Origin of the sequence: Pseudomonas sp. ML96 (assembly GCF_000761545.1) — a bacterium.
In the GTDB taxonomy this organism is placed as follows: Bacteria; Pseudomonadota; Gammaproteobacteria; order Pseudomonadales; family Pseudomonadaceae; genus Aquipseudomonas.
On record NZ_JPMY01000010.1, the window covers coordinates 424,281 to 449,292 of the forward strand.

The 25,012-nt window shown below is 67.4% G+C and carries 23 protein-coding genes; 7 read left to right on the forward strand and 16 right to left on the reverse strand.

Annotation, left to right across the window (positions count from 1 at the left end; genetic code table 11):
- Positions 1 to 32 precede the first annotated feature (32 nt).
- Genes IP89_RS08630 through IP89_RS08640 form a run of 3 tightly spaced genes read right to left on the reverse strand, consistent with a single transcriptional unit; the run spans position 33 to position 5,761 of the window.
- Complete coding sequence (locus IP89_RS08630) at positions 33 to 1,475, reverse strand: AdeC/AdeK/OprM family multidrug efflux complex outer membrane factor (RefSeq protein WP_043308983.1); 1,443 nt, start codon at positions 1,473 to 1,475, stop codon at positions 33 to 35.
- A complete protein-coding gene (locus IP89_RS08635) occupies positions 1,472 to 4,609 on the reverse strand; it encodes an efflux RND transporter permease subunit (RefSeq protein ID WP_043308985.1) in 3,138 nt (1,045 codons plus the stop codon). Before IP89_RS08635 ends, IP89_RS08630 begins: the two co-directional genes overlap by 4 nt.
- Positions 4,610 to 4,621: 12 nt before the next feature.
- On the reverse strand, positions 4,622 to 5,761 hold the full coding sequence (locus IP89_RS08640; RefSeq protein ID WP_043308987.1) for an efflux RND transporter periplasmic adaptor subunit: 1,140 nt from the start codon (positions 5,759 to 5,761) through the stop codon (positions 4,622 to 4,624).
- A gap of 169 nt (positions 5,762 to 5,930) precedes the next feature.
- Here IP89_RS08640 and IP89_RS08645 point away from each other — a divergent pair, with 169 nt between their 5' ends.
- Positions 5,931 to 6,566, forward strand: a complete 636-nt coding sequence (locus IP89_RS08645) for a TetR family transcriptional regulator (RefSeq protein ID WP_043308989.1) — start codon at positions 5,931 to 5,933, stop codon at positions 6,564 to 6,566.
- Here IP89_RS08645 and IP89_RS08650 read toward each other — a convergent pair.
- Positions 6,552 to 6,938 (reverse strand): DUF4345 domain-containing protein, encoded by a 387-nt coding sequence (locus IP89_RS08650; protein ID WP_043308990.1) that lies wholly within the window; start codon positions 6,936 to 6,938, stop codon positions 6,552 to 6,554. The two genes, IP89_RS08645 and IP89_RS08650, sit on opposite strands and share 15 nt — an antisense overlap.
- A 126-nt stretch (positions 6,939 to 7,064) precedes the next feature.
- On the opposite strand from IP89_RS08650, the gene IP89_RS08655 reads away from it, so the two are divergent.
- Entirely contained in the window at positions 7,065 to 7,496 is a 432-nt protein-coding gene (locus tag IP89_RS08655) for a DUF411 domain-containing protein (protein ID WP_043308991.1), read from the forward strand.
- Positions 7,497 to 7,564: 68 nt separating this feature from the next.
- Complete coding sequence (locus IP89_RS08660) at positions 7,565 to 8,437, forward strand: neutral zinc metallopeptidase (RefSeq protein WP_043308992.1); 873 nt, start codon at positions 7,565 to 7,567, stop codon at positions 8,435 to 8,437.
- A 13-nt stretch (positions 8,438 to 8,450) separates the two neighbouring features.
- Here IP89_RS08660 and IP89_RS22725 read toward each other — a convergent pair whose 3' ends face one another.
- On the reverse strand, positions 8,451 to 9,467 hold the full coding sequence (locus IP89_RS22725) for an AraC family transcriptional regulator (protein WP_052081002.1): 1,017 nt from the start codon (positions 9,465 to 9,467) through the stop codon (positions 8,451 to 8,453).
- A gap of 146 nt (positions 9,468 to 9,613) precedes the next feature.
- On the opposite strand from IP89_RS22725, the gene IP89_RS08670 reads away from it, so the two are divergent.
- Entirely contained in the window at positions 9,614 to 11,443 is a 1,830-nt protein-coding gene (locus tag IP89_RS08670; RefSeq protein ID WP_043308993.1) for a long-chain-acyl-CoA synthetase, read from the forward strand.
- A 12-nt stretch (positions 11,444 to 11,455) separates the two neighbouring features.
- Here the strand turns inward: IP89_RS08670 and IP89_RS22985 are convergent, their stop codons facing one another.
- The 5 genes from IP89_RS22985 to IP89_RS08695 are packed head-to-tail and all read right to left on the reverse strand — an operon-like array spanning position 11,456 to position 15,535.
- The gene (locus IP89_RS22985) at positions 11,456 to 11,857 is read right to left on the reverse strand and encodes an endonuclease domain-containing protein (protein ID WP_081963200.1); all 402 of its coding nucleotides are present in this window, start codon (positions 11,855 to 11,857) and stop codon (positions 11,456 to 11,458) included.
- Between the two features lie 43 nt (positions 11,858 to 11,900).
- Positions 11,901 to 12,482, reverse strand: a complete 582-nt coding sequence (locus tag IP89_RS08680) for an HAD family hydrolase (protein ID WP_177326856.1) — start codon at positions 12,480 to 12,482, stop codon at positions 11,901 to 11,903.
- A 32-nt stretch (positions 12,483 to 12,514) separates the two neighbouring features.
- Complete coding sequence (tesB, locus tag IP89_RS08685; protein ID WP_043308997.1) at positions 12,515 to 13,384, reverse strand: acyl-CoA thioesterase II; 870 nt, start codon at positions 13,382 to 13,384, stop codon at positions 12,515 to 12,517.
- A complete protein-coding gene (locus tag IP89_RS08690) occupies positions 13,381 to 14,991 on the reverse strand; it encodes a SagB/ThcOx family dehydrogenase (RefSeq protein ID WP_043308998.1) in 1,611 nt (536 codons plus the stop codon). The genes tesB and IP89_RS08690 overlap by 4 nt, the downstream gene beginning before the upstream one ends.
- The gene (locus IP89_RS08695; protein ID WP_043308999.1) at positions 14,981 to 15,535 is read right to left on the reverse strand and encodes a GNAT family N-acetyltransferase; all 555 of its coding nucleotides are present in this window, start codon (positions 15,533 to 15,535) and stop codon (positions 14,981 to 14,983) included. The genes IP89_RS08690 and IP89_RS08695 overlap by 11 nt, the downstream gene beginning before the upstream one ends.
- Positions 15,536 to 15,566: 31 nt before the next feature.
- On the opposite strand from IP89_RS08695, the gene IP89_RS08700 reads away from it, so the two are divergent.
- Positions 15,567 to 16,484 carry a histone deacetylase gene (locus tag IP89_RS08700; RefSeq protein WP_371261938.1) on the forward strand — a complete coding sequence of 306 codons (918 nt, stop codon included), beginning with the start codon at positions 15,567 to 15,569 and terminating at the stop codon, positions 16,482 to 16,484.
- Here the strand turns inward: IP89_RS08700 and IP89_RS08705 are convergent.
- On the reverse strand, positions 16,481 to 17,614 hold the full coding sequence (locus IP89_RS08705) for an aminotransferase class V-fold PLP-dependent enzyme (RefSeq protein WP_043309001.1): 1,134 nt from the start codon (positions 17,612 to 17,614) through the stop codon (positions 16,481 to 16,483). The genes IP89_RS08700 and IP89_RS08705 overlap by 4 nt on opposite strands.
- A 149-nt stretch (positions 17,615 to 17,763) precedes the next feature.
- Here IP89_RS08705 and IP89_RS08710 point away from each other — a divergent pair, with 149 nt between their 5' ends.
- Both IP89_RS08710 and IP89_RS08715 read left to right on the forward strand, forming a co-directional pair.
- Positions 17,764 to 18,372 (forward strand): hypothetical protein, encoded by a 609-nt coding sequence (locus IP89_RS08710; protein WP_043309002.1) that lies wholly within the window; start codon positions 17,764 to 17,766, stop codon positions 18,370 to 18,372.
- Between the two features lie 46 nt (positions 18,373 to 18,418).
- Positions 18,419 to 19,666, forward strand: a complete 1,248-nt coding sequence (locus tag IP89_RS08715; protein ID WP_043309004.1) for a TIGR03862 family flavoprotein — start codon at positions 18,419 to 18,421, stop codon at positions 19,664 to 19,666.
- A 26-nt stretch (positions 19,667 to 19,692) separates the two neighbouring features.
- On the opposite strand, the gene IP89_RS08720 is transcribed toward IP89_RS08715, so the two are convergent.
- From IP89_RS08720 to IP89_RS08740, 5 genes are all read right to left on the reverse strand, one after another.
- Positions 19,693 to 20,199 (reverse strand): hypothetical protein, encoded by a 507-nt coding sequence (locus IP89_RS08720; RefSeq protein ID WP_156115009.1) that lies wholly within the window; start codon positions 20,197 to 20,199, stop codon positions 19,693 to 19,695.
- Between the two features lie 14 nt (positions 20,200 to 20,213).
- Positions 20,214 to 20,927 carry an alpha/beta hydrolase gene (locus IP89_RS08725; RefSeq protein ID WP_043309007.1) on the reverse strand — a complete coding sequence of 238 codons (714 nt, stop codon included), beginning with the start codon at positions 20,925 to 20,927 and terminating at the stop codon, positions 20,214 to 20,216.
- Positions 20,924 to 21,424: a PAAR domain-containing protein gene (locus IP89_RS08730; RefSeq protein WP_043309008.1), complete on the reverse strand. Its 501-nt coding sequence runs from the start codon at positions 21,422 to 21,424 to the stop codon at positions 20,924 to 20,926. Before IP89_RS08730 ends, IP89_RS08725 begins: the two co-directional genes overlap by 4 nt.
- Positions 21,425 to 21,585: 161 nt before the next feature.
- Positions 21,586 to 22,500 carry a transglutaminase family protein gene (locus tag IP89_RS08735; RefSeq protein WP_043309009.1) on the reverse strand — a complete coding sequence of 305 codons (915 nt, stop codon included), beginning with the start codon at positions 22,498 to 22,500 and terminating at the stop codon, positions 21,586 to 21,588.
- Positions 22,497 to 24,989 carry a circularly permuted type 2 ATP-grasp protein gene (locus IP89_RS08740; RefSeq protein ID WP_043309010.1) on the reverse strand — a complete coding sequence of 831 codons (2,493 nt, stop codon included), beginning with the start codon at positions 24,987 to 24,989 and terminating at the stop codon, positions 22,497 to 22,499. The genes IP89_RS08735 and IP89_RS08740 overlap by 4 nt, the downstream gene beginning before the upstream one ends.
- Between the last annotated feature and the right edge of the window lie 23 nt (positions 24,990 to 25,012).

Consider the following 25,012-nt stretch of genomic DNA (forward strand, 5'->3'; position numbering starts at 1 on the left):
CATGCCGGGGCTTTTTCATTTCAGGCTGACGCTCAGTCCGCAGGGGCCGTGGCCACCTGGGTCTGCTCGTTCCAACCACCGCCGAGGGCCTTGTACAGGTTGACCTCGCTGGTCAGCTGGTTGAGGCGATCGCTGATCAGCTGCTGCTGGGTGTTGAACAGCTGGCGCTGGGCGTCGAGCAGGGTCAGGTAGCTGTCCACCCCGGTGCGGAAGCGGCGTTCGGCGAGGCGGTAGTACTCCTCGCTGGTGCTCACCAGGGCGCGCTGGGCGTCCAGCTGCTGGGCGTAGGTGGTCCGCGCGGCGAGGCCGTCGGCGACTTCCTGGAAGGCGGTCTGGATGGCCTTCTCGTATGTCGCTACCTGGATATCCTTCTGCACCTCGGCATAGTCGAGGCTGGCCTTCAGGCTGCCGGCGGTGAAGATCGGCAGGCTGATCTGCGGCTGGAACAACCAGGTGCCGGAGCCACCGTCGAACAGGCCGGACAGCTCGCTGCTGGCGCTGCCGGCATTGGCGGTCAGACTGATGTTCGGGAAGAACGCCGCGCGCGCCGCACCGATGCTGGCGTTGGCCGCCTTGAGCGAGTGCTCGGCCTGGAGCAGGTCCGGGCGACGCTGCAGGATGTCCGACGGCAGACCGGCCGGCACTTCGGCCAGCAGATCCTGATCGAGCACCGCGCCTTGCGGCAGGTCACCCGGCACACCGCCACCCAACAGCAGCGCCAGGGCGTTGCGGTCCTGGGCAACCAGGCGGGTGTACTGCGCCAGGCTGGCCTCGGCGCCCTGCACCGCGGTGCGCGCCTGGCTCAGCGACAGGGCATCGGCCACGCCGACGTTGAAGCTGCGCTCGGTGAGGGCGTAGCTCTTGCGGTAGGTGTCGAGAGTGTCGCGGGTCAGCTGCAGGCGCTGCTGGTCGGCCTGCAGGGTCAGGTAGGCGTTGGCCACGCTGGCCACCAGGCTGATCTGCGCGCTGCGCTGCGCCTCTTCGCTGGCGAAGTACTGTTCCAGGGCCTGCTCGTTGAGGCTGCGCAGACGCCCGAAGAAGTCGATCTCCCAGGCGTTGACGCCAACAGTGGCGCTGTACTGACCGCTGGTTGCGGCCTCGCCAGTGCTGGACAAGTCAGCAGGCAGGCGCTGACGGGTGCCGCTACCGGAGGCGGAAACGCTGGGGAACAGCTCAGCACGCTGGATGCGGTGCTGGGCGCGGTAGGCCTCGACATTGAGCGCGGCGATGCGCAGGTCGCGGTTGTTGGCCAGAGCGGTCTGCACCAGGCTCTGCAGCGCCGGGTCGCGGAAGAACTCGCGCCAGCCCAGGGCATCCGCCGCGGTATTGGTTTCGCTGACACCGCTGGCGGTGTAGGCCTCACCGACCGGCCACAGGCCGTCTACCGGCGCCTGCGGGCGCTGGTAGTCGGGGATCATGCTGCAGCCGCCGAGCAGGACGCTGGCGACGGCGAGGGACAACAGGGACTGCCTCACTGGACGGCCTCCTTCGACTCGGTTGCTTGGGCGCGCTTGTCCTTGAACATCGCGCTGACCACTACGTAGAACAGCGGCACCCAGAAGATCGCCAGCACCGCCGCGGTGAGCATGCCGCCGATCACGCCGGTACCGATGGCGTGCTTGCTGCCGGCACCGGCACCGCTGGAGATGGCTAGCGGCACGACGCCGAGGATGAACGCCAGCGAGGTCATGATGATCGGGCGCAGACGCATGCGGCAGGCCTCCACGGCCGCCTCGACGTAGCTCTTGCCCTGCTCGTGCAGCGCCTTGGCGAACTCGACGATGAGGATCGCGTTACGCGCCGACAGACCGATAGTGGTGATCAGGCCGACCTGGAAGAACACGTCGTTGGATAGCCCGCGGCCCAGGGTGAACAGCAGTGCGCCCAACACGCCGAGCGGCACCACCAGCATCACCGAGAACGGGATCGACCAGCTCTCGTACAGCGCCGCCAGGCAGAGGAACACCACCAGCAGCGACAGGGCGTAGAGCGCCGGTGCCTGGGAGCCGGACAGGCGCTCCTCGTAGGACTGGCCGGTCCACGAGTAGCCGACGCCGGCCGGCAGCTGCTTGGTGATCTCCTCGACCGCGGCCATGGCATCACCCGAGCTGTAGCCCGGAGCCGGCTCGCCGAGGATCTCGATGGCGCTGACGCCGTTGTAGCGCGACAGCTTCGGCGCGCCGTAGACCCACTTGCCGCTGGCGAAGGCGCTGAACGGCACCATCTGGTCGGCGTCGTTGCGCACGAACCACTTGTTCAGGTCTTCCGGGTTCATCCGCGCGTTGGACACGCCCTGCAGGTAAACCTTCTTCACCCGTCCCTGGTCGATGAAGTCGTTGACGTAGCTGCCACCCCAGCCGATGGACAGGGTGTTGTTGACGTCGGACAGCGACACGCCGAGGGCGCGCACCTTCTCGTCGTCGATCAGCAGCTGGTACTGCGGCTCGTCGCGCAGGCCGTTGGCGCGCACGCGGGTCAGCACAGGGTTCTGCCCGGCCAGTTCGAGGAACTTGTCGCGCGCCTGGTTGAGCGTCTCGTGGCCGACACCGGCACGGTCCTGGAGGAACAGGTTGAAGCCGGTGGCGTTACCCAGCTCCATCACCGCCGGCGGGGCGAAGGCGAACACCATGGCGTCGCGGAAGCCGAAGAAGTGCTGCTGGGCGCGCTGCGCCAGCTCGGCCACGTTCTGCCCGGCGGCAGTACGCTCGCCCCAGGGGCGCAGCATGATGAAGGCCATACCCGAGCTCTGCCCACGACCGGCGAAGTTGAAGCCGGTCACGGTGAACACCGATTTGACCGTGTCGCCCTCGTCATCGAGCAGGTACTCGCGCATGTCGTCGACCACCGCCTGGGTGCGCTCGGCACTGGCGCCGGACGGCGTCTGCACCTGGGCGAACAGCACGCCCTGGTCTTCCTCGGGGAGGAAGGCGGTAGGGATCTTGGTGAACATCCAGGCCATCACCGCGACCAGCACCGCGTACACCAGCAGGTACGGCGTCTTGCGCTTGAGCATGGCGCGCACGCCGCGCTCGTAGCCGTCGACGCTGCGTTCGAAGTTGCGGTTGAACCAGCCGAAGAAGCCGCGCTTCTCGTGGTGCTCGCCCTTGGCGATGGGCTTGAGCAGGGTGGCGCACAGCGCCGGGGTGAAGATCAGGGCGAGGATCACCGAGATCACCATGGCCGAGACGATGGTGATGGAGAACTGCCGGTAGATCACACCCACCGAGCCGCCGAAGAAGGCCATCGGCAGCAGTACCGCCGAGAGCACCACACCGATACCGACCAGCGCGCCCTGGATCTGGCCCATGGACTTGCGCGTCGCCTCCAGTGGCGACAGGCCCTCCTCGCGCATCACCCGCTCGACGTTCTCCACCACCACGATGGCGTCGTCCACCAGCAGGCCGATGGCCAGGATCATGGCGAACATGGTCAGGGTGTTGATGCTGTAGCCGAACATCGCCAGCACGCCAAAGGTGCCGAGCAGTACCACTGGCACCGCCAGGGTCGGGATGATGGTGGCGCGGAAGTTCTGCAGGAACAGGAACATCACCAGGAACACCAGGACGAAGGCCTCGACCAGGGTGCTGACCACACCCTCGATGGACGCCGAGATCACCGGCGTGGTGTCGTAGGGGTAGACCACCTTCATGCCCGCCGGGAAGAACGGCTCCAGGTCACTGATGGTCTGGCGCAGCGCCTTGGCGGTATCCAGCGCGTTGGCACCGGTGGCCAGTTTGACCGCCAGACCGGAGGCCGGCATGCCGTTGAACTGCGCGTTGATGCTGTAGTTCTCGCCGCCCAGCTCGACCTTGGCCACGTCGCCCAGGCGCACCTGGGAGCCATCGCGGTTGACCTTGAGGAGGATGTTGCTGAACTCCTCGGCGGTCTGCAGGCGGGTCTTGCCGATGATGGTGGCGTTGAGCTGCTGGCCCTCGCCAGCCGGCAGGCCGCCGAACTGGCCGGAGGAAATCTGCACGTTCTGCGCCTGTATCGCCGTCTTCACGTCGATCGGGGTCAGCTGGAAGTTGTTCAGCTTGGCCGGATCGAGCCAGATGCGCATGGCGTATTGCGCGCCGAACACCTGGAAGTCGCCGACGCCCTTGGTCCGCGAGATCGGGTCCTGCATGTTGGACACGATGTAGTTGGCCAGGTCGTTACGGTCCATCGAACCGTCTTCGGAGACCACGCCGATGACCATCAGGAAGTTCTTCACCGCCTTAGTCACGCGGATGCCCTGCTGCTGCACTTCTTGCGGCAGCAACGGGGTGGCCAGCTGCAGCTTGTTCTGCACCTGGACCTGGGCGATGTCGGGGTTGGTGCCCTGGTCGAAGGTCACGGTGATGGTCATGCTGCCGTCGGAGTTGCTCTCCGAGGACATGTAGCGCAGACCGTCGATGCCGTTCATCTGCTGCTCGATCACCTGCACCACGGTGTCCTGCACGGTCTGTGCGGAGGCGCCCGGGTAGCTGACCTGGATGCCCACGGCGGGCGCGGCGATGCTCGGGTACTGGTTGATCGGTAGCTTGAGCACGGACAGGCCGCCCGCCAGCATGATCACCAGCGCGATCACCCAGGCGAAGATCGGCCGGTCGATAAAGAAGTTAACCATGGTCGTCGTTCCTTAGCGGCTGGCCTGATCCGGCTTGGCGGACGGTGCGTCGGCGACGTTCTTCGCCGGGCTGGCCTCGACCTCGTCGCCCGGACGGACGAACTGCAGGCCTTCGGTGATCAGCTTGTCGCCCGGCTTGAGGCCTTCGGTCACCAGCCAGCGGTTGCCACTGGTGCGCTCGGCAGCCAGGGTGCGCAACTCGACCTTGTTCTCGCCATTGACCACCAGCGCGGTGGGCTGGCCCTGACCGTTGCGGGTCACGCCCTGCTGCGGCGCGAGGATGGCCTGCTGGTTGACCCCGGCATTCAGGCGGGCGTGGACGAACATGCCCGGCAGCAGGCTGTGCTCGGGGTTGGGGAACACGGCGCGCAGGGTCACCGAGCCGGTGCCTTCGTCGACCGTCGCCTCGGCGACTTCCAGGGTGCCTTCGTGCTCGTACTCGCTGCCGTCTTCCAGCTTCAGGGTGACCTTGGCGGCGTTGTCGCCGGCCTTCTCCAGCTGCCCGTTGGCCAGCTCGCGGCGCAGGCGCAGCAGATCCTTGATCGGCTGAGTGACGTCGACGTAGATCGGGTCGAGCTGCTGGATGGTCGCTAGGGCGGAGGCCTGGCCATTGCTGACCAGCGCGCCTTCGGTCACCGCCGAGCGGCCAACGCGACCGGAGATCGGCGCCAGCACCTTGGTGTAACGCAGGTCGATACGCGCCTTCTCCAGCGCCGCCTCGGCGGAGAGCTGGGCAGCACGCGCCTCGTCATAGGACTGCTTGCTCACGGCCTGGTCGGTCACCAGGTCCTTGTAGCGCTCGGCCAGCGAGCCGGCCGAGGCCAGGGTGGCCTGGGCGCTCTTGTAGCTGGCTTGGTAGACGGCGGCATCGATCTGATACAGCTGCTGCCCGGCCTTGACCTCGGAGCCTTCCTTGAACAGGCGCTTCTGCAGGATGCCATCGACCTGCGGGCGAACCTCGGCGACGCGGAAGGCGGCGGTGCGCCCCGGCAGCTCGGAGGTCAGGGTGTAGGGCTGGGCCTGCAGGGTCACCACGCCCACCGCGGGCTTGTGGTTGGCCGGCGGCGGGGTGCTCTCCTGGCAACCGGCGAGAATGAGCGTAGCCAGAGCGACGGCGGGAGCCATCACTGTCAGGGCAGGCTTCTTGGACATCTGAATCGACCTCATGTCAGGGACGGCCCGGTCGTGGGAGGACCGGGCGCGGGGGCACGAAAGGACTGTTTAGCTGGCTAACGAATATACTTACATACTAGAATGTTTGTAAACGAGCAGAACTGCCGTATTCGTAACTTTTCTCATCCTTTACATAACTGCCCAACCCATGGTCCGACGCACCAAAGAGGAAGCCGAAGAAACCCGCCAGCGGATACTGGATGCCGCCGAGCACCTGTTCCACGAACGGGGCGTTTCGCGTACCTCGCTGGCCGATATCGCCAGCGGCGCCGGGGTCACCCGTGGCGCCATCTATTGGCATTTCCAGAACAAGGTCGATCTGTTCCAGGCCATGCTCGAGCGCCTGCACCTGCCGCTCGAGGAACTGGCCCAGGCCAGCGAGCGCGAGGACGAACCCAACCCGCTGGGGCAGACCCGCGAGCTGCTGGTGCGCCTGCTGCGCAACGTGGAGCTGGACGAGCAGAGCCGGCGCATCCAGGAAATCCTCGCGCACAAGTGCGAGTACACCGACGACCTCGGCGACCTGCGGCAGAAGATGCAGGCCCTGCATGTGGAGTGCGATGAGCGTATCGAGAAATCGTTACGCAATGCGGTCAGCAAGGGGCAGCTGCCGGCCGACCTCGACTGCCGCCGCGCCACCCTGTGCCTGCACGGCTATATCCATGGCCTGCAGGCCAACTGGCTACTGGCGCCGGGCGGCGACTCGCTGGCGGCCCAGGCCGAGCCACTGGTCGACGCCCTGCTCGACATGCTGCGCTGCAGCCATGCCCTACGTCGGCGCTGAACTGCGCAACAGCCAGAACGCCAGGCCGGCCGAGACACCCTCGAACAGCATGGCGTAGAGGTTGAAGGTCTGCTGCGCGCCGCCGTCCAGCCACATGCCGCCGATCCGCGCGACACACAGGCTGGCGTAGAGCAGCACCAGCAGCATCAGCGCCGGGCGCAGCAGCTCGCCGCGCATTAGCGCCAGGCCCAGCCACGCCGCCAGCCCCAGTTGCAGGCCGCCGTAATAGGCACGCACGTCGGTGATGGCGGCAGGCTCCATCAGCAGCATGCCACTGAGGTTGGCGGTCTCCTGCGGGCGGATGAAATAGGCCAGGCCGAAGCCGGCGAGCAGCAGGATCTGGACGATCAGGAACAGGCGAACAGGCAGCATCGGCGGTCTCCGTGACAGGCGCAGGGCGAGCATAGGCCGAGCCGACGCAGACGGAAACAGTCACGGCCTGGGACTGGCGACTACCCCGCGCTATCCTGCCGCCCATCTCTTTTAGAGGAATTCGCCATGCGCCTCCTGCCTCTCGCCACCCTCCTCTTCGCCACTGCCGCCCAGGCCGCCGAACCGGTGACCATGGACGTGCACCGCGACGCCAACTGCGGCTGCTGCAAGGCCTGGATCAGCCATCTGCAAGACAACGGCATCCAGGTCAACGACCACGTCGAAGACGACATGAGCGCGGTCAAACAACGCCTCGGCGTGCCGCCGCGCCTGGCCTCGTGCCACACCGGGGTGATCGACGGCAAGTTCGTCGAGGGCCATGTACCGGCCCGCGACGTGCTCGCCCTGCAGGGCCGTCCTGACCTGCTCGGTGCTGCGGTGCCGGGCATGCCGCACGGCTCGCCAGGCATGGAAACCGGCCGCGTGGACGCCTACCAGGTGATCGGCCTGGACAAGAGCGGCAAGGAAAGCGTGCTCGCCGACTATCCGGCCAAATAAGTACGGGCTGGCGCCCTTCGCCGACGAGGACGACACTGTCAGCCTCGGACGAATGAAGGAGCACGGCCATGCGCTGGGAACGAGGTAGACGCAGCGACAACGTGGTGGATACCCGTGGCGGCGGTGGCGGCATGCGCTTCGGCGGCGGCAAGGGCCTGAGCCTGGGCGGCATCGCCATCGTCGTGGTGGTCGGTCTGCTGATGGGCCAGGACCCGCTGACCATCCTTGGCAACGTGGTCAACCAAGGCGTGCAACAGGGCGCCCCGGTGCAAGAACAGCGTCCCCCGGCAGCCAACGACCCGCAGACCGAATTCGTCCGCGCCGTGCTCGGCGACACCGAGGACACCTGGCGCGCGCTGTTCCAGGCCGCCGGCAAGCAATACCAGGACCCCAAGCTCGTGCTGTTCAGCGGCGGCGTGCGCTCGGCCTGCGGCTTCGCCGATGCTGCCGTCGGCCCCTTCTACTGCCCCGGTGATCGTCAGGTCTATCTCGACCTGTCGTTCTTCCGCGAGATGGAGACACGCTTCTCCGCCGCCGGCGACTTCGCTCAGGCCTACGTGATCGCCCACGAGGTTGGCCACCACGTGCAGACCCTGCTCGGCGTCTCGGCCAAGGTCAACGCGGCGCGCCAGCGTGGCGAGCGGGTGGAGGGCGACAACGGTCTGCTGGTACGCCAGGAGCTGCAGGCCGACTGCCTGGCCGGGGTCTGGGCGCATCACGCCCAGCAACGCCTGAACTGGCTGGAGCCGGGCGACCTGGAAGAGGCACTGAACGCCGCCAACGCCATCGGCGACGACCGCCTGCAGAAACAGAGTCGTGGCACCGTAGTGCCGGACTCCTTCACCCACGGCACCTCGGCGCAGCGCATGCGCTGGTTCAGCGCCGGCTTCGACAGCGGCCAGCCGGGGCGCTGCGATACCTTCAAGGCGGCGAAGTTATAGCGCGCGCCGGGAACTAGGCGCGCTGTTGCTGCTCCTGGTAAGCCTTGGGTGATACGCCGAACCAGCCCTTGAACGCCTTGTAGAAGGCACTCGGCTCGGCGAAACCCAGCTCGCGGCTGAGCTGCTCGACCCGGCAACCCGGCTGCTGCAGGCTGCGCAGCGCATGCTCGCGGCGCACTTCGGCCAGCAGTTCGGAGAAGCTGCAGCCCTCCTCGCGCAAATGCCGGTGCAGGGTCTGCCGGCTGGTGCGCAGGCGGCGCGCCACCGCCTGCACCGAGAAGCCCCCATCGAGCAGTCCCAGCTCGATCAGATGCAGTACCTGCTGGCGCAGGCTGTGCTGACTGGGCAGATGCGCCTGCATGTCGCGGACCCGCTGCAACAGCAGGCCCTTGATGTAGTCGTTGCCGCCGAGCAGCGGCAGCTGCATGTCCGCCGCCGCCATTTCGAGGTAATCCAGCGGCTCGCCGAAGCGCACCGGGCAACCGAGGATCTGCCGGTAGCTGGCCGAGCCGGCCAGCGGCATATGACGGAAGCCCACGCGCAGCGGCACCAGCCGTGTGCCGCTCATCTGCCGGCCCCAGCACAGGGCAGAACTCAGACTGTATTCGCAGGCGGGCGGATGGCTGGCCAAGGGAGCTGTGAACAGGAAGTCGATGCGTACACGGTCGGCGCCCTGCTCGACCCGCAGATTCTCGCACTCGCTCATCACCGGGCTGTGCTGGCGGAACAGCTCCAGCGCCTCGCCGAGGGTGGCGCTCATCGCCGCCAGGTTGGCCACCGGGCCACGGCTCTGCAAACCGCGCTGCTGACCCAGCTGCAGGCCGAGATCGGCCGGCGCGCCGCGCTCGGCGGCCAGCTGCCACAGGCGCAGCAGCCAGGCCACCGGGATGCGCGCCTCCAGGTCCAGCTGCGTGTTCGGCGCCAGGCCCAGCTCGACCAGATCGGCCGGGCCAGCCAGCTGCAGGCGGCGCAGGCTCTGGTACAGGTCGAGGAGCAGCGAGGCGGTGGCGCTGGGGGAGGTGTCCAGCATGACGGCAAATCCTTTCACCTACGGGATGGCCGATTGTGCGGCGCCGGTGAGACGAATTGCCAGTCCGTTGCGACCTGTGGCTATCAACAGCTCAGGCATGCCTTGCGTAGATTGCGGCGAATAACAACAACATCGCAGGTCCCCCCATGAACCATGCCGCCGTTCTCACCTTGCCACGCCTGCTGTCCCGCGTGCCCTACATGCTCGCCGGGCTACCCGGCATCCTCCGCGGCCTGAGCCTGGCCAGCCGCGCCCGTGGCAGCGCCGTCGGAGGCCTGGCCCAATGCGTGGAGAGCGCCGCGCGTAGCAACCCACTAGGCGCCGCGCTGATCCAGGGCGACGAGCAGCTGAATTACACCGGGCTCGACCAGTGGGCCAACCGCCTGGCCCATCGCCTGCGCGTCGGCGGCCTGGCCCAGGGCGACTGCGCCGTACTGCTGCTGGAGAACCGCCTGGAGCTGCTGGCCTGCGTGATCGCCTGCGCCAAGCTCGGCGTAGTCGTCGCGCTGCTCAACAGCAGCCAGCGCGGCCAGGTACTGGCGCATAGCATCAACCTGGTCAAGCCACGCATTGCCCTGGTCGGCGAGGAGCTGCTGAGCGCCTTCGAGGAAGTGCAGGAGCAGCTGCAACTGCCGGCCGACGGCCGCTACTACTTCGCCGACCGCCCGACCTGGCGCGACCCCGGCCAAGCCCCGGCCGGCTGGCAGCACCCGGCCGCCGAACTGGCCGCACAACCGGACACGGCGCCGCCGCTGGCGCGCCCGGTGCAGGCAGAGGATCCCTGCTTCTACATCTACACCTCGGGTACCACCGGCCTGCCCAAGGCCGTGGTGTTCAACCACGGGCGCTTCCTCAAGGGCTACGGCATCTTCGGCTACGGCGCCGTGCGCCTGAGCCGCGACGACCGCATTTACTGCAGCCTGCCCTTCTATCACGCCACCGCCATGGTGGTGTGCTGGGGCTCGGCGCTGTCCGCCGGCGCGGCGTTGATCATGGTGCGCAAGTTCAGCGCCAGCCGCTTCCTCAACGAGGTGCGCCGCCACGGTGCCACCGCCTTCGGCTATGTCGGCGAACTGTGCCGCTACCTGCTGGAACGCCCAGCGCTAGCAGACGACGCCGACAACCCGCTGCGCATCATGGTCGGCAACGGCATGCGCCCGGCCATCTGGGGCACCTTCAAGCAGCGCTTCGGCATCCAACGGGTGATCGAGTTCTACGCCTCCAGCGAGGGCAACATCGGCTTCACCAACCTGCTCAACCTGGACAACACGGTGGGCTTCACCCCCTACCCCTACGCCATCGTCCGCTACGACCGCGACAGCGAGGCACCGCTGCGCGACGAGCGCGGCCACCTGCAGAAGGTCAGCCCCGGCGAGCCCGGCCTGCTGATCGGCGAGATCACCGAGAAAACGCCGTTCCACGGCTACACCGACCCGGCCAAGACCGAGAGCTGCATCTTGCGCGACGTGTTCAAGCCCGGCGACGCCTGGTTCAACACCGGCGACCTGATGCTGCACCAGGGCTGGCGCCACGCGCAGTTCGTCGATCGCCTGGGCGACACCTTCCGCTGGAAGGGCGAGAACGTTTCCACTACCGAGGTGGAGGCGGTGCTGGATGGCATCGACGGCGTCGGCGAGGCGGTGGTCTACGGGGTGGAAATCGCCGGCACCAACGGCCGCGCCGGCATGGCCTGCATCCGCCTCGACCGCGCCCCGGCCGACTTCGACTTCCAGGGCCTGCTCGCCGAGCTGCGCCGCGAGCTGCCGCACTACGCGGTGCCGCTGTTCCTGCGCCTGAGCGAGAAGATGGAGACCACCGGCACCTTCAAACACAAGAAGGCACCACTCAAGGACCAGGGCTTCGACCCGGCGCGCTGCGCCGACCCACTGTACGCCTGGCTACCCGGCGCCGAACGCTACGTGCCGGTGAGCGCCGAGCTGCATGCGGCGATCCAGGGCGGTGAGTACCGTTACTGAAGCCGGACGCTCTTACCCCTCTACCTCCGGGAGAGGGGCCAGGGGTGAGGGAGCAACAGCCTCCAGGTAGATCCGCTCCAGCACGGAGGGCAACTCCAGCAGTACCTCACGATTACTGAAGCGCAGCAGCCGGATACCACTGCCGAGCAAGCACTCAGCTCGGTATTGATCGTACTTCGCACCTTCATCCGCATAGTGCTGACCACCATCCAGCTCGATACCGAGTTGCAGCTCCTCACAATAAAAATCCATTACATAAGGTGGCAGTGGATGCTGGCGGCGGAACTTGCAACCAGCCAACTGACGACCACGCAAGTGTCGCCAGAGCAGCATCTCGGCATCGGTGGCATCGCGCCTAAGCTGACGAGCAAATTCGAGCTGGCCTGGCTCAAACGGAGATTTGTGGCGGGGCATGGCAGGAGTCCTTTCCTGATGGTCCGTGCAGCCTAGCAGCCCCTCACCCCTGCCCCTCTCCCACTGGGAGAGGGGTAATCTGCGCCAGCAGCTCGGAGCAGTCTGCGGCATGCAAGGCCGTCAGCTCCGGCCAGGGGTTGCCCGGCAGGTTGACCAGCACGCCCTGGGCACCGGCGGCCTGGGCGCATTCCAGGTCGAAGCGGTAGTCGCCGACCATCACCAGCGCGCTCGGCGCCACGCCCCAGCGCGCCGCCAACTGCAGCAGGCCGTCGGCATCGGGCTTGGGAATCGCCTCGCCGCGACCGATCACATCGTGCGATGCGAAGCAGTCACCGAGGCCGATGGCGGCCAAGGTCACCAGCGCCAGTTCGTGGGCGTTGCGGGTGAGGATGCCGAGGCGGCAGCCGCGCTCGTGCAGCGCGCGCACCAGCTCCACCGCGCCGACCGCGGCCACCGAGCCGATGGCCAGCTCGCGCTCGTGCTCCAGCAGCCAGGCGTGCTTGGCCGCAGCCTCGTCCGCCGGCAGCGCGGCCAGGTGATGGAGGATGTCGTCTTCCTGGGGAATATTCAGCGCGCGCTTGATCGCCGGGAAGTCATGCACGGCCACCGTCAGGGTGCCGTCCATGTCGAAGACCCAGTGGCGGAAGTCCTGCAAACTCACTTCCAATCCTCACGCAGGCGAGTCAGCCCCTCCTGCGCCGAGGAGGCGACCAGGCGGCCGCTGCGATCGAAGATGCTGGCGCGCGAGAAGCCGCGGGCATTACCGGACCAGGGGCTGTCCATGGCGTACAGCAGCCAGTCGTCCATGCGCAGGTCGGCGTGGAACCACAGCGAGTGGTCGAGGCTGGCCACCTGCATGAACTTCTGGAACACCGACACGCCGTGCGGCTGCATCGAGGTGGTCAGCAGGTTGAAGTCGCTGGCGTAGGCCAGCAGCAGCTTGTGCAGCTGCGGCTCGTCCGGCAGCTGGCCGTTGGCGCGGAACCACACGTACTTGATCGGCTCGCACGGCTCGGGGGCGAAGGGGTTGATGCGGGTGACCGGGCGGATCTCGATCGGCTTCTCGCTGATCATGCGGTCGCGCATGCGCTCGGGGATCAGGTGCGCCACCTGGCGGGCGATGTCGGTCTCCGAGGGCAGGTTCTCCGGCCCCGGCACGTCGGGCATCGGCAGCTGGTGGTGGAAGCCCTCCTCGTCGGCCTGGAACGAGGCCGAGCAGAAGAAGATCGGCTGGCCCTTCTGCACCGCGGTGACCCGGCGGGTGCTGAAGCTGCCGCCGTCGCGCACGCGGTCGACGTGGTAGACGATCGGCAGGCTGGCATCGCCGGGGCGCAGGAAGTAACCGTGCAGCGAATGCACATGGCGCGCCTGCTCGACCGTCTGGTTGGCCGCCGACACGCACTGGCCGAGCACCTGGCCGCCGAACAGCTGGCGGAAGCCCAGGTCCTGGCTGCGCCCACGGAACAGGTTTTCCTCGATCTGCTCCATGCTCAGCAGGGACACCAGATCATCCAGCACTTGGCTCATACATCGCTCCTCGGCGGCACACGCAATTCGTTATAGGCCGGCGCGCTGGTGAGGCGCTCATCCCACACCGCGCGGCCGATGGTGAAATGGTAAAGGCTTTGCCAGCGGCTGTCGGCCAGTTCCAGCAATTCGTGTACCTGATCATCGAAGAAACAGCCGATGCCGGTACCGGACAGCCCCGCCGCCTCGGCCTCCAGGTAGAGCAACTGGCCGATCTGCCCACACTCCCAGTACAGCCGCGGGTAGTGACAGGCGCCAGCGGCCAGCGCCGCGTCGAAGCGCGCCAGCATGGCCAGGGCCACGCAGCCGTCGCTGGCGATGTCCTGGCCGCAGGAGAGGAAACCGGCCAGGCCACGGGCATCGCCTTCGAGCAGGCGGTACAGCGGCAGCTCGTCATGCATGCGCTGCCAGGCGAAGTCGCCACGCAGCCCCTCCGGCTGCGGCTGACCATCGCAGCGCGCCAGCCAGTACAGCCCCGGCTCCAGGCCCTGCACGCGGTGGACGAACAGCAGCAGGTCGACCTGCGCCGGCGCAGCGCTCAGCGCGAAAGGCACTGGAGAATTTTCCGGCAACAGCCGGCGTAGCCAGGCGAACAGCAGCTCGGCCTGGATGCCACTGCGACCGTCGAAGGCCTGAGCACTGCGCCGCCGATGCAGGATCGGCCGCAGTGGCAGGCCGGGATTGTCGTTGCCACTATGCCCGCTCGGTGCCGGCCAGCTCAGAGCTGGCTGAGCCGGTGCCCGGCACAGCGCATGCACCCGCGCCAGCTCCGGCCAGTCACGGTACTGGCGCGACAGGCGATTGGGCGCGCCGCTCAGCTCCAGCGCCGCCAGGCCGCGCAACAGCGTTTCGGGCAGGGCGAACTCTGCGCTCGGCGGACCAACCCACAGCAGGCAATCGCCACGCTCGGCCTCGTGAAAACCCTCGCGATCCAGCCCCAGCAGGCCGTCCAGGCGCGCCTCAGCCACACCACGCAGCAGGCGCACCTGCCAGCCCTGAATGGCGGCGGCGATGCTCAGACAAGCCAATGCGTGGCCGAGATCGTGCTGGCAGTAGCGATAGGCGCGCTCGCCGTACTTCCAGGCCTCGCGCCAGGGGATGCTGGCCAGTCCGAGCAGGAAGCCGCCGGCCGGCAACGCTGCCTGTAGCTGTTCACCCAGCGGAGCCGGCAGCTCGGCGCGCACCTCCAGGCCGTGCACATCCGGCGCGTAATGCGCCAGCAGCCCCATCTCCTCGATGCTGCCCGGCGGCAACAGCAGGTAGGCTTCGGTCGGATGCAGATTGCCGGATGAGGGATTGACCCTAAGCGCCCAGCGATTGCCGCCAGATTCCTTCCAGGCCGAAAGGGCCAGACTGTCGTACAGCAACTGCGAGAGGCTGGCGTGACGCAGCGGCTGCGCTTTGCCAATAGGGCCAGCGAAGGGCACGTCGTAGCCTGGCGTCTCTTCCAGCGGGCGCTGCCACAGCTCGATCAGACGGCTACCAGCGTAGCGGCGGAACGGCGCCGGCTGGGTCGCCCAGTCCAGTTGACCGGGGCCTGGCGCATAGGCGTTCGGCGCGTGCTTGCTGAGTTCGTGATAGGCACGCACCTGCTGCTCAGCGTCCATGCCAGTCCTCCCGTTTGCTGCGATAGAGCAGATGCGGACGTAGCGGATGGCCAACCGGCAGGCCGGGATGTTCGAAGTCATCGGCCGGATCGCGCTGCATGCCCAGGCGCTCCATCACGCCCCAGGATCGTTGGTTGGCCGGCACGGTGAAAGCCACCACTTCGTCCAGCGCCAAATCCTCGAAGGCGAACTGCAACGAACGCTGCGCCGCCTCCAGGGCATAACCCTGGCCCCAGTAGGACCGAGCCAGGCGCCAACCGGTCTCCACCGCCGGCACGAAGGGCGCATCGAAGCCAACCCGCGCCAGCCCGGTAAAGCCGATAAAGGCACCATCCTCGCGGCGCTGCAGTGCCCAGAAGGTGAAGCCATGCTCGGCCTGGTGCGCCATCAACTTGCCGAGCAGCGCGGCGCTGCCGGCGCGGTCCAGCACGGCGGGAAAATGCGCCATCACCTCGGGGTCAGCGCACAGCTGGGCCAGGGCGTCGAGATCGTCTTCGCGCCAGGGCCGCAGGATCAGGCGCTCGCTGCTCAGGGGCTTGGTCATATACTGCGCTCGAATTCGTGAGTTACTCATTATGCTGCCGCTGGTCTACCACGACGACTACAGCCCGCCCTTTCCGGCCAACCACCGCTTCCCCATGGAGAAGTTTCGCCTGCTGCGCGACCACCTGGTGGAAAGCGGCCTGGTGCGCGACGAAGAGCTGCATCGCCCGCAGATCTGCCCACCGGAGATCCTCGCCCTGGCGCATTGCAGGGACTATATCGAGCGCTTCGCCAGCGGCGAGCTGACCTACCAGGAACAGCGCCGCCTGGGCCTACCCTGGAGTCCGGCGCTGGCCCGGCGCACCGTGCGCGCTGTGGGTGGCTCGCTGCTGGCCGCCGACCTGGCCCTCGAACACGGCATGGCCTGCCACCTGGCCGGCGGCACCCACCACGCGCACTTCGACGAGGCCTCCGGCTTCTGCATCTTCAACGACCTGGCGGTGATCGCCCGCTACCTGCTGGAGAGCGGCCGCGTCAGCCGGGTGCTGATCTACGACTGTGACGTGCACCAGGGCGACGGCACCGCGCGCCTGCTGGAAAACGTGCCGGACGCCATCACCGTATCACTGCACTGCGAAAAGAACTTCCCAACGCGCAAGGCCAGAAGCGACTGGGATATCGGCCTGCCGATCGGCATGGGCGACGCCGACTATCTGCAGGTGGTGCACGACAGCCTGGGCTACCTGCTGGCCCTGTACCAGCCGGATATCGTGCTTTACGACGGCGGCGTCGATGTGCACAAGGACGACCGCCTCGGCTACCTACAGCTGACCGACACCGGCATCGCCGCCCGCGACGAGGCGGTGTTCCGCCACTGTCTGGAGCGCGACATTCCGGTAGTCGGGGTGATCGGCGGCGGCTACGACCAGGATCGAGCCCTGCTCGCCCGCCGCCACGGCATTCTGCATCACAGCGCCGCGCGGGTATGGCGCGCGGCGGGGCTGCGTTAGCCGGCCAGAACTTTATTCAGCGCCTGCTCCAGCGTAGCGACGGTGCGCTCGACATTACCCAGCTTGTCCAGGCCGAACAGGCCGAGGCGGAAGGTCTGGAAGTCCGCCGGCTCATCGCACTGCAGCGGTACGCCGGCGGCAGTCTGCAGGCCCTGGGCGGCGAACTTGCTGCCGTTCTTGATCTGCGCATCGTCGGTGTAGCAGACCACCACGCCGGGCGCCTCGAAGCCTTCTGCCGCAACGCTCTTGAAGCCCTTGGCCGCCAACAGAGCACGTACGCGTCGGCCCAGCTCACGCTGCTGCTCGCAGACCTTGGCGAAGCCCTTGGCTTCGGCCTCCTGCATCGCGTCGCGGAAGCGCGCCAGGGCATCGCTGGGCATGGTCGCGTGGTAGGCATGGCCGCCCTGCTCGTATGCCTGCATGATCTGCAGCCACTTCTTCAGGTCACAGGCGAAGCTGCTGCTCTGGGTCGCCTCGACGCGCGCCTGGGCAGCTTCGCTGAGCATCACCAGGGCGCAGCAGGGCGAGGCGCTCCAGCCCTTCTGCGGCGCGCTGATCAGCACGTCGATGCCGCAGGCCTGCATGTCTACCCAGAGCGTGCCGGAGGCGATGCAATCGAGCACGAACAGGCCACCCACCGCATGCACGGCATCGGCCACGGCGCGCAAATAGTCGTCTGGCAGGATCATCCCCGAGGCGGTCTCCACATGGGGCGCGAACACCACCTGCGGCTTCTCGGCGGCGATGGTCGCCAACACTTCGTCCAGCGGCGCCGGCGCAAAAGCCGCTTGCGAACCTTCACTGACCGGACGCGCCTTGAGCACGGTGGAGGAAGCGGGAATCTGGCCCATCTCGAAGATCTGCGTCCAGCGGTAGCTGAACCAGCCATTGCGGATCACCAGGGTCTTCTGCCCGGTCGCCAGCTGGCGTGCCACCGCCTCCATGCCGAAGGTGCCGCTACCGGGCACCACGGCCACGGCGTGGGCGTTGTAGACCTGCTTCAGGGTGCTGGAAATGTCCCGCATCACGCCCTGGAACGACTGCGACATATGATTGAGAGAGCGGTCGGTGTAAACCACCGAATATTCGAGCAGACCTTCGGGGTCGACGCTGGGATAGAGGCCGGACATGACACAGGCTCCTGCTGGGATTAAAGCCCCAGACCCTGCCCGAAGCCCGCGCAGATGACAAGGCTGGCGACCGGCTCCGTGCCTGCCGGCATGCAGCAGATGATCCAGCGACTAGGCTCAAGCGCAAACCTATCCAAGGGAATGCAACCATGCTGCGATTCATCAAGACCACCGTGGTAGGCGGCCTGCTGTTCATCCTGCCGTTGATCCTCATTGTCGTGCTGGTGCAGAAGGGTGTGCACCTGCTGCGCCCTCTGGTCGCCAAGCTGCTGCCGATGTTCCCCGACCACGCCATCGCCGGGGTCACGGCAGTCAGCATGCTGGCGCTGCTGGCACTGCTGCTGGTGTGTTTCTTCGCCGGGCTGCTGGCGCGTACCGGCTTCGCCAAGCGCCTGATGCACCCGGTGGAAAACGGCATCCTGGCCAATATCCCCGGTTACCAGATGATCAAGGACACGGCGACCCGCGTCGCCGGCATCGAGCACGCGGAAGGCCTGGTCATCTGCCTACTGGAAGACGACGGGCGCTATGTGTTCTGCCTGACTCGCGAGGAGCCGGTCAACGGCATGATCGCGGTCTATCGCCCCGATGCCGGCCCCGCTGGCGGCACGGCAGGCGAGCTGCTGATCGTTCCCGCCGACAGCGTGATCCGCACCGACCTGACCTGGCTGCAGATGCTCGCCTGCCTGCGCCGCTGCGGCCTGGGCGGCCTGGAGTTGGCCAGCCCCTGGCTAGCCAAGGCTGCCGCGCGCGAGTGAGCCTCGGCTAGAATGCCGGCCCCAGCCAGTCGCCTTCCGGATCAGCATGCAATCAGCGCAGCCCGCCACCTCTCCCCTGGTCGCCATCATCGGCGGCGGTCCCGCCGGCCTGATGGCCGCCGAGGTGCTGGCCGCCGGTGGTGCGCGGGTCGAGCTGTTCGACGCCATGCCCTCGGTCGGGCGCAAGTTCCTCCTGGCCGGCGTCGGCGGCATGAACATCACCCACTCGGAGGCCAAGGCGCCGTTCCTTGCCCGCTACCGCGAGCGTGAACAGGAGATCGCCGCGCTGCTGGCGGACTTCGACGCCGCAGCCCTGCGCGAGTGGATTCACGGCCTCGGCATCGACACTTTCGTCGGCACCTCTGGCCGCGTGTTCCCCTCCGATATGAAGGCCGCGCCGCTGTTGCGCGCCTGGCTTAAGCGCCTGCGCGAGGCCGGCGTGGCCATCCATACGCGCAGCCGCTGGCTGGGCTGGAATGATCAGGGTGAGTCGCGTATCGCCACGCCGGATGGTGAGCGCCTGGTTGTAGCCGATGCCTGCGTGCTGGCCCTCGGCGGCGGCAGCTGGGCCCGACTTGGCTCGGACGGCGCCTGGGTGCCGCTGCTGGAGCAGCGCGGAGTCGAAATCTCGCCACTGCGGCCGGCCAACAGCGGCTGCGAAGTCGCCGGCTGGAGCGAGCACCTGCGTGGCAAGTTCGCCGGTGCACCGCTGAAGAACGTCACCCTGGCGCTGGACGGCGAGGCACCGCGGCGTGGCGAATTCGTCCTCACCGAACACGGCATCGAAGGCAGTCTGGTCTATGCGCTGTCCGCCGCCATCCGCCAGCGCATCGAGCAGCACGGCCGCGCACGGATTTATCTGGATCTACAGCCGGATCGTGATCTGGAGAAAGTCGAGGCACTGCTAAGCAAGCCGCGCGGCTCGGCCTCGATGGCCAAGCACCTGCACCGCCAGCTCGGCCTGGATGGCGCCAAGGCCGCACTGCTGCGCGAGCTGACCAGTGCCGACGACTTCGCCGACCTGCGCCGCCTGGCACAGGCGATCAAGGCGCTGCCCATCGAACTGCTGCGCACCCGCCCACTGGACGAGGCCATCTCCAGCGCCGGCGGCGTGACCTTCGCCGCGCTCGACCAGAACCTGATGCTCCGTGCCCTGCCCGGCACCTTCTGCGCCGGCGAGATGCTCGACTGGGAGGCGCCTACCGGCGGCTACCTGCTCACCGCCTGCTTCGCCAGCGGGCGAGTGGCGGGGTTAGGTGCGCTGGAGTGGCTGCGCCAGCGCGGCACGCTGTAACTCGCAGCGTGGCCGCAACGGCGCAATCACTGCCGAGGCAATAGCGGCAGCAACTCGGCAGCCGGCAGCGTCAGGGTGTTGGAGAAGTAGGCCCGATAGCCATAGGCGGTCATCACCACCTTGCACGGCACGGTCGTACGCCCGGCCAGAGCCTCAGTGAAACGCCGCTGATCGATGAAGCGTTCCGATCGCCCCTCATCTGTGGTTTCCGCAAAATGCAGGCTGGAGCGGTAGAGAAAGCGCCCCGACTCCTGACCGGCTCGTTCCAGCGTGCCGGAGCCAAAAATTGGAATCACATGGTCCATGGCAAACACCGGCTCGCGCTCCAGGGAACAGCTGAGCGATTGGCCGATCTTGCCGCTGCCGTCCAGGCGCGAATAGACCTGGTCAAAATCGAGATCGGAAGCGAAGAACAGGTTGAAGCTGACGCGCCCAGCCTCGGGTTCTGCGCGCAGATAGGCGAGATTGGCGATCGGCTGGTGATGGTCCTTCATGCAGGCCGAGCAGCTCAGCGCGATCAGCAGCGAAGCCACGATCTTTCTCAGGCTCATGGCCCCAGGTACTCCTGAATAGAGCGTTTCACATAGTCGTACGGCGAGTACCCCTCGGGCATCATCACGCTGAACATCCGCCCCGCATCGTAATGATGGATATCGGCGACCACGCTGATATTGGCGCCCTGAGGAATCCAGCGCTCACCGAAGTCGGCAACGCCATCGGAGCTGTCGGGCTTCTTGGCGTCGGCGCGGACATTGATCCAGAACTCAGCCTTGGGCGCGGGTTTGCTCATGTAAATATCCGAGCCCACCCACACCATCATGCCCTCGCCTACCGGGTCCAGGGTGACCAGAGCCTTCACCTTGTAGCCTTTCTCCGCGAGGATCTGCGACAGATGGGCGCCGTTCCAGCCCCCCAGGCTGTGCCCCACCAGGTAGACCGGCAAGGCCTTGGTGGTGAGCGGCTTCAGCACATATTCGTCGATGTCGAAGCGGCCGCGCACATCGCTGTAACCCAGATGGTAGGAGACGTAGTTTCCCGCCTGCTTGTGCGTCTCAAAGTCCGCATCCAGCTTGTTTCTGGCCTCGGCCACGTTGTTGTTGGGGCCCTGCAGGTAATAGGACTCCTTGTCCGCAGCGCCGCCGATGAAGAACACCACGGCCTTCTTCACCTCCACTGGCACCGTCTTCACCGTCTGGTTTGCGGCCGGGGTCAGCGTGTGCGATCCGGCGATCTTGGTGCATTCCTTGTCAGCACTGCTCATGGCTGATTACCCACGAGAATCTGCACCGTCTCGGCCTTCCCCATCTGGCTCACCACATGGGTGAAACCCTGCGCATCGGTAACGCCTTTCTCCATGGCGCCGCTGGCGCGGCGAATGGCATAGGGGTAATTGGCCAACGGTTCGCCCGTTTGCGAGCAGACCAGTTGCACGCTGTCTTGAAACAGACCCGCCAGCGGTGCAGGTGCCACGAAAGGGGCTGAAGCATGCTGCGTGCCGACCAGTACGTCCCCCGAGCCGCTGATGATCACGCCACCATGCGCGGTGCTGCTGCCCAGGAAGGCGACGGGACGGCCATTGACCAGAATGCTGCCGATACCTTCGGCGACGGAGTCGCCGCAGGCGCTGGCGTCGCCCACGCGCAGCGTCGGTAAACCGTTGATGATTACATTGGGGGAACCGGTGACTGTCGGGTTAACGCCGTGCCCCGTCTTGGGACACGCATTGCTATCGCTCTGGCGAGCGGCGGGCTTGCTCATGGACGACTCCTTGTCGGGATCTAAGGCGCCTTCCCGGCGCACCGGCCGCATTATGCCGCCACCCAACAAGAGGTTCCGCGTACTGGGTCAGTTTTGCGACATGCGCGTTGGCGACATATACGCCTGTCGCAGCAGTGTCACCTCAGGCCCTCGCCAGCCTGTCAGCCCACCGCCGGCAACGGCGCATCCAGCGGCGTCACCGTCACCCGCACGTCCGGATCGTGGCTGCCGCCGCCGAGGATCACCCCGCGCAGCGGCGAGACGTCGGCGAAGTCGCGGCCCCAACCGAGGGTGATGTGTTCCAGGTTGGGCAGCAGGTTGTTGGTCGGGTCGAAGTCGATCCAGCCCTGCCGCGGGCAGTACAGCGAGATCCACGCATGCGAGGCGTCGGCGCCGATCAGCCGGGGTTGGCCGGGGGGCGGTTGGGTCAGCAGGTAGCCACTGACGTAGCGCGCCGACAGGCCCAGCGAGCGCAAGCAGGCCAGCATCAGGTGGGCGAAGTCCTGGCACACGCCGCGGCGCTCCTCCAGCACCTGGATCAGCGGAGTCGCCACCTGGGTGGCGGCGGCGTCGAAGCTGAACTCGCGGAAGATCTTCTGCATCAGCGCCGAGGCCGCCTGCAGCAGCGGCCGGCCAGGCGGGAAGCAATCGGCAGCGAACTCGGCGAACACCCGCTTGATATGCACATAAGGCGACTGGTAGCGGTAGCGCGCCGCCTCCAGCAGCTCGGCGGACAGTGGCTGGCCGCTGTAACCGAGGGCTGCTGCCACTTCCTCCCAGGGCGGCGAGTCGTCCAGCAGCAGGCTGTCGCGAGCGCGCACCTCGATGCGCAGCCAGGCGATCACCCGCAGCTCGTCGTGGGGGCGCTCGAAGGCCAGGCGGGTCAGCGGGTTGCCGAACAGATCGAGGCCGTCCTGGCGCACGGTCGGCTGCGGAGTGATGGTCAGGTGCCGTTCGTGGCAGATCTGTCGGGCACTGTCGCGCGGCCACAGGTGGGCCAGCTGCTGGGCCAGGGAGACCGGCGCCGAGTAGCGGTAGTGGGTGTCGTGTAAGACTTGGTAATGCGCCTGCTTCATGACGACAGTGTCCCGCGGCTGGCGTCCACATGCACGAAGAAGCGCAGGGCCAGTTGATCGGAGACCTCACCGGCGACGGCACTGATCTGCAGCAGCAGGTCGGCCAGCCCGGTGAGCACGGCGCGCTGGCCGGAGCTGCCGAACAGCGGATTCTCTAGGGTGCCAAGGCGGAAGCCGGCGAGCTTGGCGCTCAGCTCGGCCAGGGCGGCGCCGCTGGCGAAGGCGAAGTTTTCCTCCAGGCGCTCCAGCGAGCGCAGCAACTGGCGCAGCTGGAACAGCACGGCATGCGGGTTCTGCTCGTCGAGCAGCAGCAGGTCGAGCACCGGGATCAGTTGCGGCGCGGCCAGGTAGCGGGTGCGGTAGGTGATGATGCTGTTGCCCAGTTCCAGCAGCCATTCCAGCGCCGACTGGTCGTGCACCGCATGGCTGCGCAGCAGCTCGGCGATGCTCTCGCAGAGGAATTGCAAGCGCTCCATGCAGCGACCGAGCATGAGGAAGCGCCAGCCGTCGTCGCGGGTCATGTCGTCGAGGGCGAAGCCGGACAGCGCCGCCAGCGACATCAGCAGGCGTTCGAGAAAATCCAACTGGTCGCCGAAATCAGCGCCTTCGCGCTCCAGGCTCTGCGCCTCGCGCTGCAGCTCGACCAGGGCCTGCCAGTTGGCCTGGGACAGCTTGCCGCGCACGCTGCCGGCGGCCCACTGCAGGCGCTGCAGATTGGCGCGCAGGCTGGTCGGCCAGTCGGCGCCGAGCAGGGCCTGGTGCAGGCGCTCCTCCAGCGAACCCTGGGCCGCACCGGGCAGCAGGCCGAGGCTCTCGGCCAGGGCCAAGGCGGCCTGCAGCGCCTGCGGGTCGTCGTCATCATCGACATAGCGGTCGAGCAGGATGCGCAGCAGACGTGCGCCATCCTCGCAGCGTTCGCTGTAGCGGCCGAACCAGAACAGGTTCTCCACCACTCGCGACGGCAGGTAGGGGTCGCTGCGCACCAGGTCGGCCACGCCGAGCGGGCGCAGCCACTGCCAGGGCTCGCCACCGGGATTGCGCTCGCCGAGCACCCAGGTGTCCTTGCTCGCGCCGCCGCGCTGCATCGACACCACCTCGGCGTCGGCATCGGCGGCGACGCGGGTCAGACCGCCAGGTAGCACGCGGTAGCCGTCGGCGCTGGCCACGGCGTACACGCGCATGCCGATGGCGCGCGGCACCACGCCGCCCTCCTCGGCCTGCCACACCGGCGCCTGCGACAGCTGGGCGCGCGCCTGCGCCACGTAGGCATAGGGGCGCGCCTGGATGCGTTCGGCCAGGGCTTCGCGCTGCGCCTCGTCGAGGTCGCGGCCGAACACCGGAGCGAAGCTTTGCGAGGGGAAGGATGGCCGCACCAGCAGCTCGTCGAGCTTGTCCAGCGCCTCGTCCAGCACCGGTTCCTCGCCGCACCACCAGCTGGCGACGGTGGGCAACAGCAGTTCCTCGCCGAGCAGTTTCTCGGCAATCGCCGGCAGGAAGCCGGGCAGCCCTGGCGACTCCAGCACACCGCTGCCGAGGGCGTTGGCCACCAGCACGTTGCCCTGGCGCACGGCCTCGAGCAGGCCGGGCACGCCAAGGGCGGAGTCGGTGCGCAGCTCCAGCGGGTCGCAGTAGTCGTCGTCGAGGCGGCGCAGCACTGCATGTACGCGGCGCAGGCCGGCCAGGGTCTTCAGGTAGAGCTTGGCGTCGCGCACGGTGAGGTCGCTGCCCTCGACCAGCGGGTAGCCGAGCTGGCGTGCCAGGTACAGGTGCTCGAAGTAGCTCTCGTTGAAGCGCCCGGGAGTGAGCAGTACCACCAGCGGCGTCTCGCCTTCGGCCGGGGCCTGGCGCGCCAGAGTGTCCTGCAGGGTGCGGAAGAAGCCGGCCAGGTACTGCACGCGCAGGTCGCGGTACAGCTCGGGGAAGGCGCGCGAGAGGATCTGCCGGTTCTCCAGCGCGTAACCGGCACCGGAGGGCGCCTGAGTGCGGTCGGCGGTGACCCACCAGCGGCCGTCCGGCGCACGCGCCAGGTCCACCGCATACAGGTGCAGGAAGGTGCCGCCCGGCGGCTGGATGCCCTGGCAGGGCCAGAGGAAATTGTCGTGACCGAACACCAGCTCGGTCGGCAGCAGGCCCTCGGCGAGCAGCTGCTGCGGGCCGTACAGGTCGGCCAATACACTGTTCAGCAAGCCGGCGCGCTGAGCCACACCGGCGGCGATCTGCTGCCATTCTTCGGCGGGAATCAGGTTGGGCAGCAGGTCCAGCTCCCAGGGGCGGTCGGCGCCCTCCGGGTCGGCGTAGACGTTGTAGGTGACGCCATTCTCCTGGATCTGCCGCGCCAGCATGGCCTGGCGCTGCTGCAGCTGCGCCGGGCTGCTGCGCTGCAGCTGGTCGAACAGGCGGCGCCAGTGCGGGCGCACCTGGCCCTGGGCGTCGAGCAATTCGTGGTAGGCCGCGCCGGGGCGCGGGTAATCGGCAAGCAGATCAGGCATGCAAGTCTCGCAAGGCGCCCTGG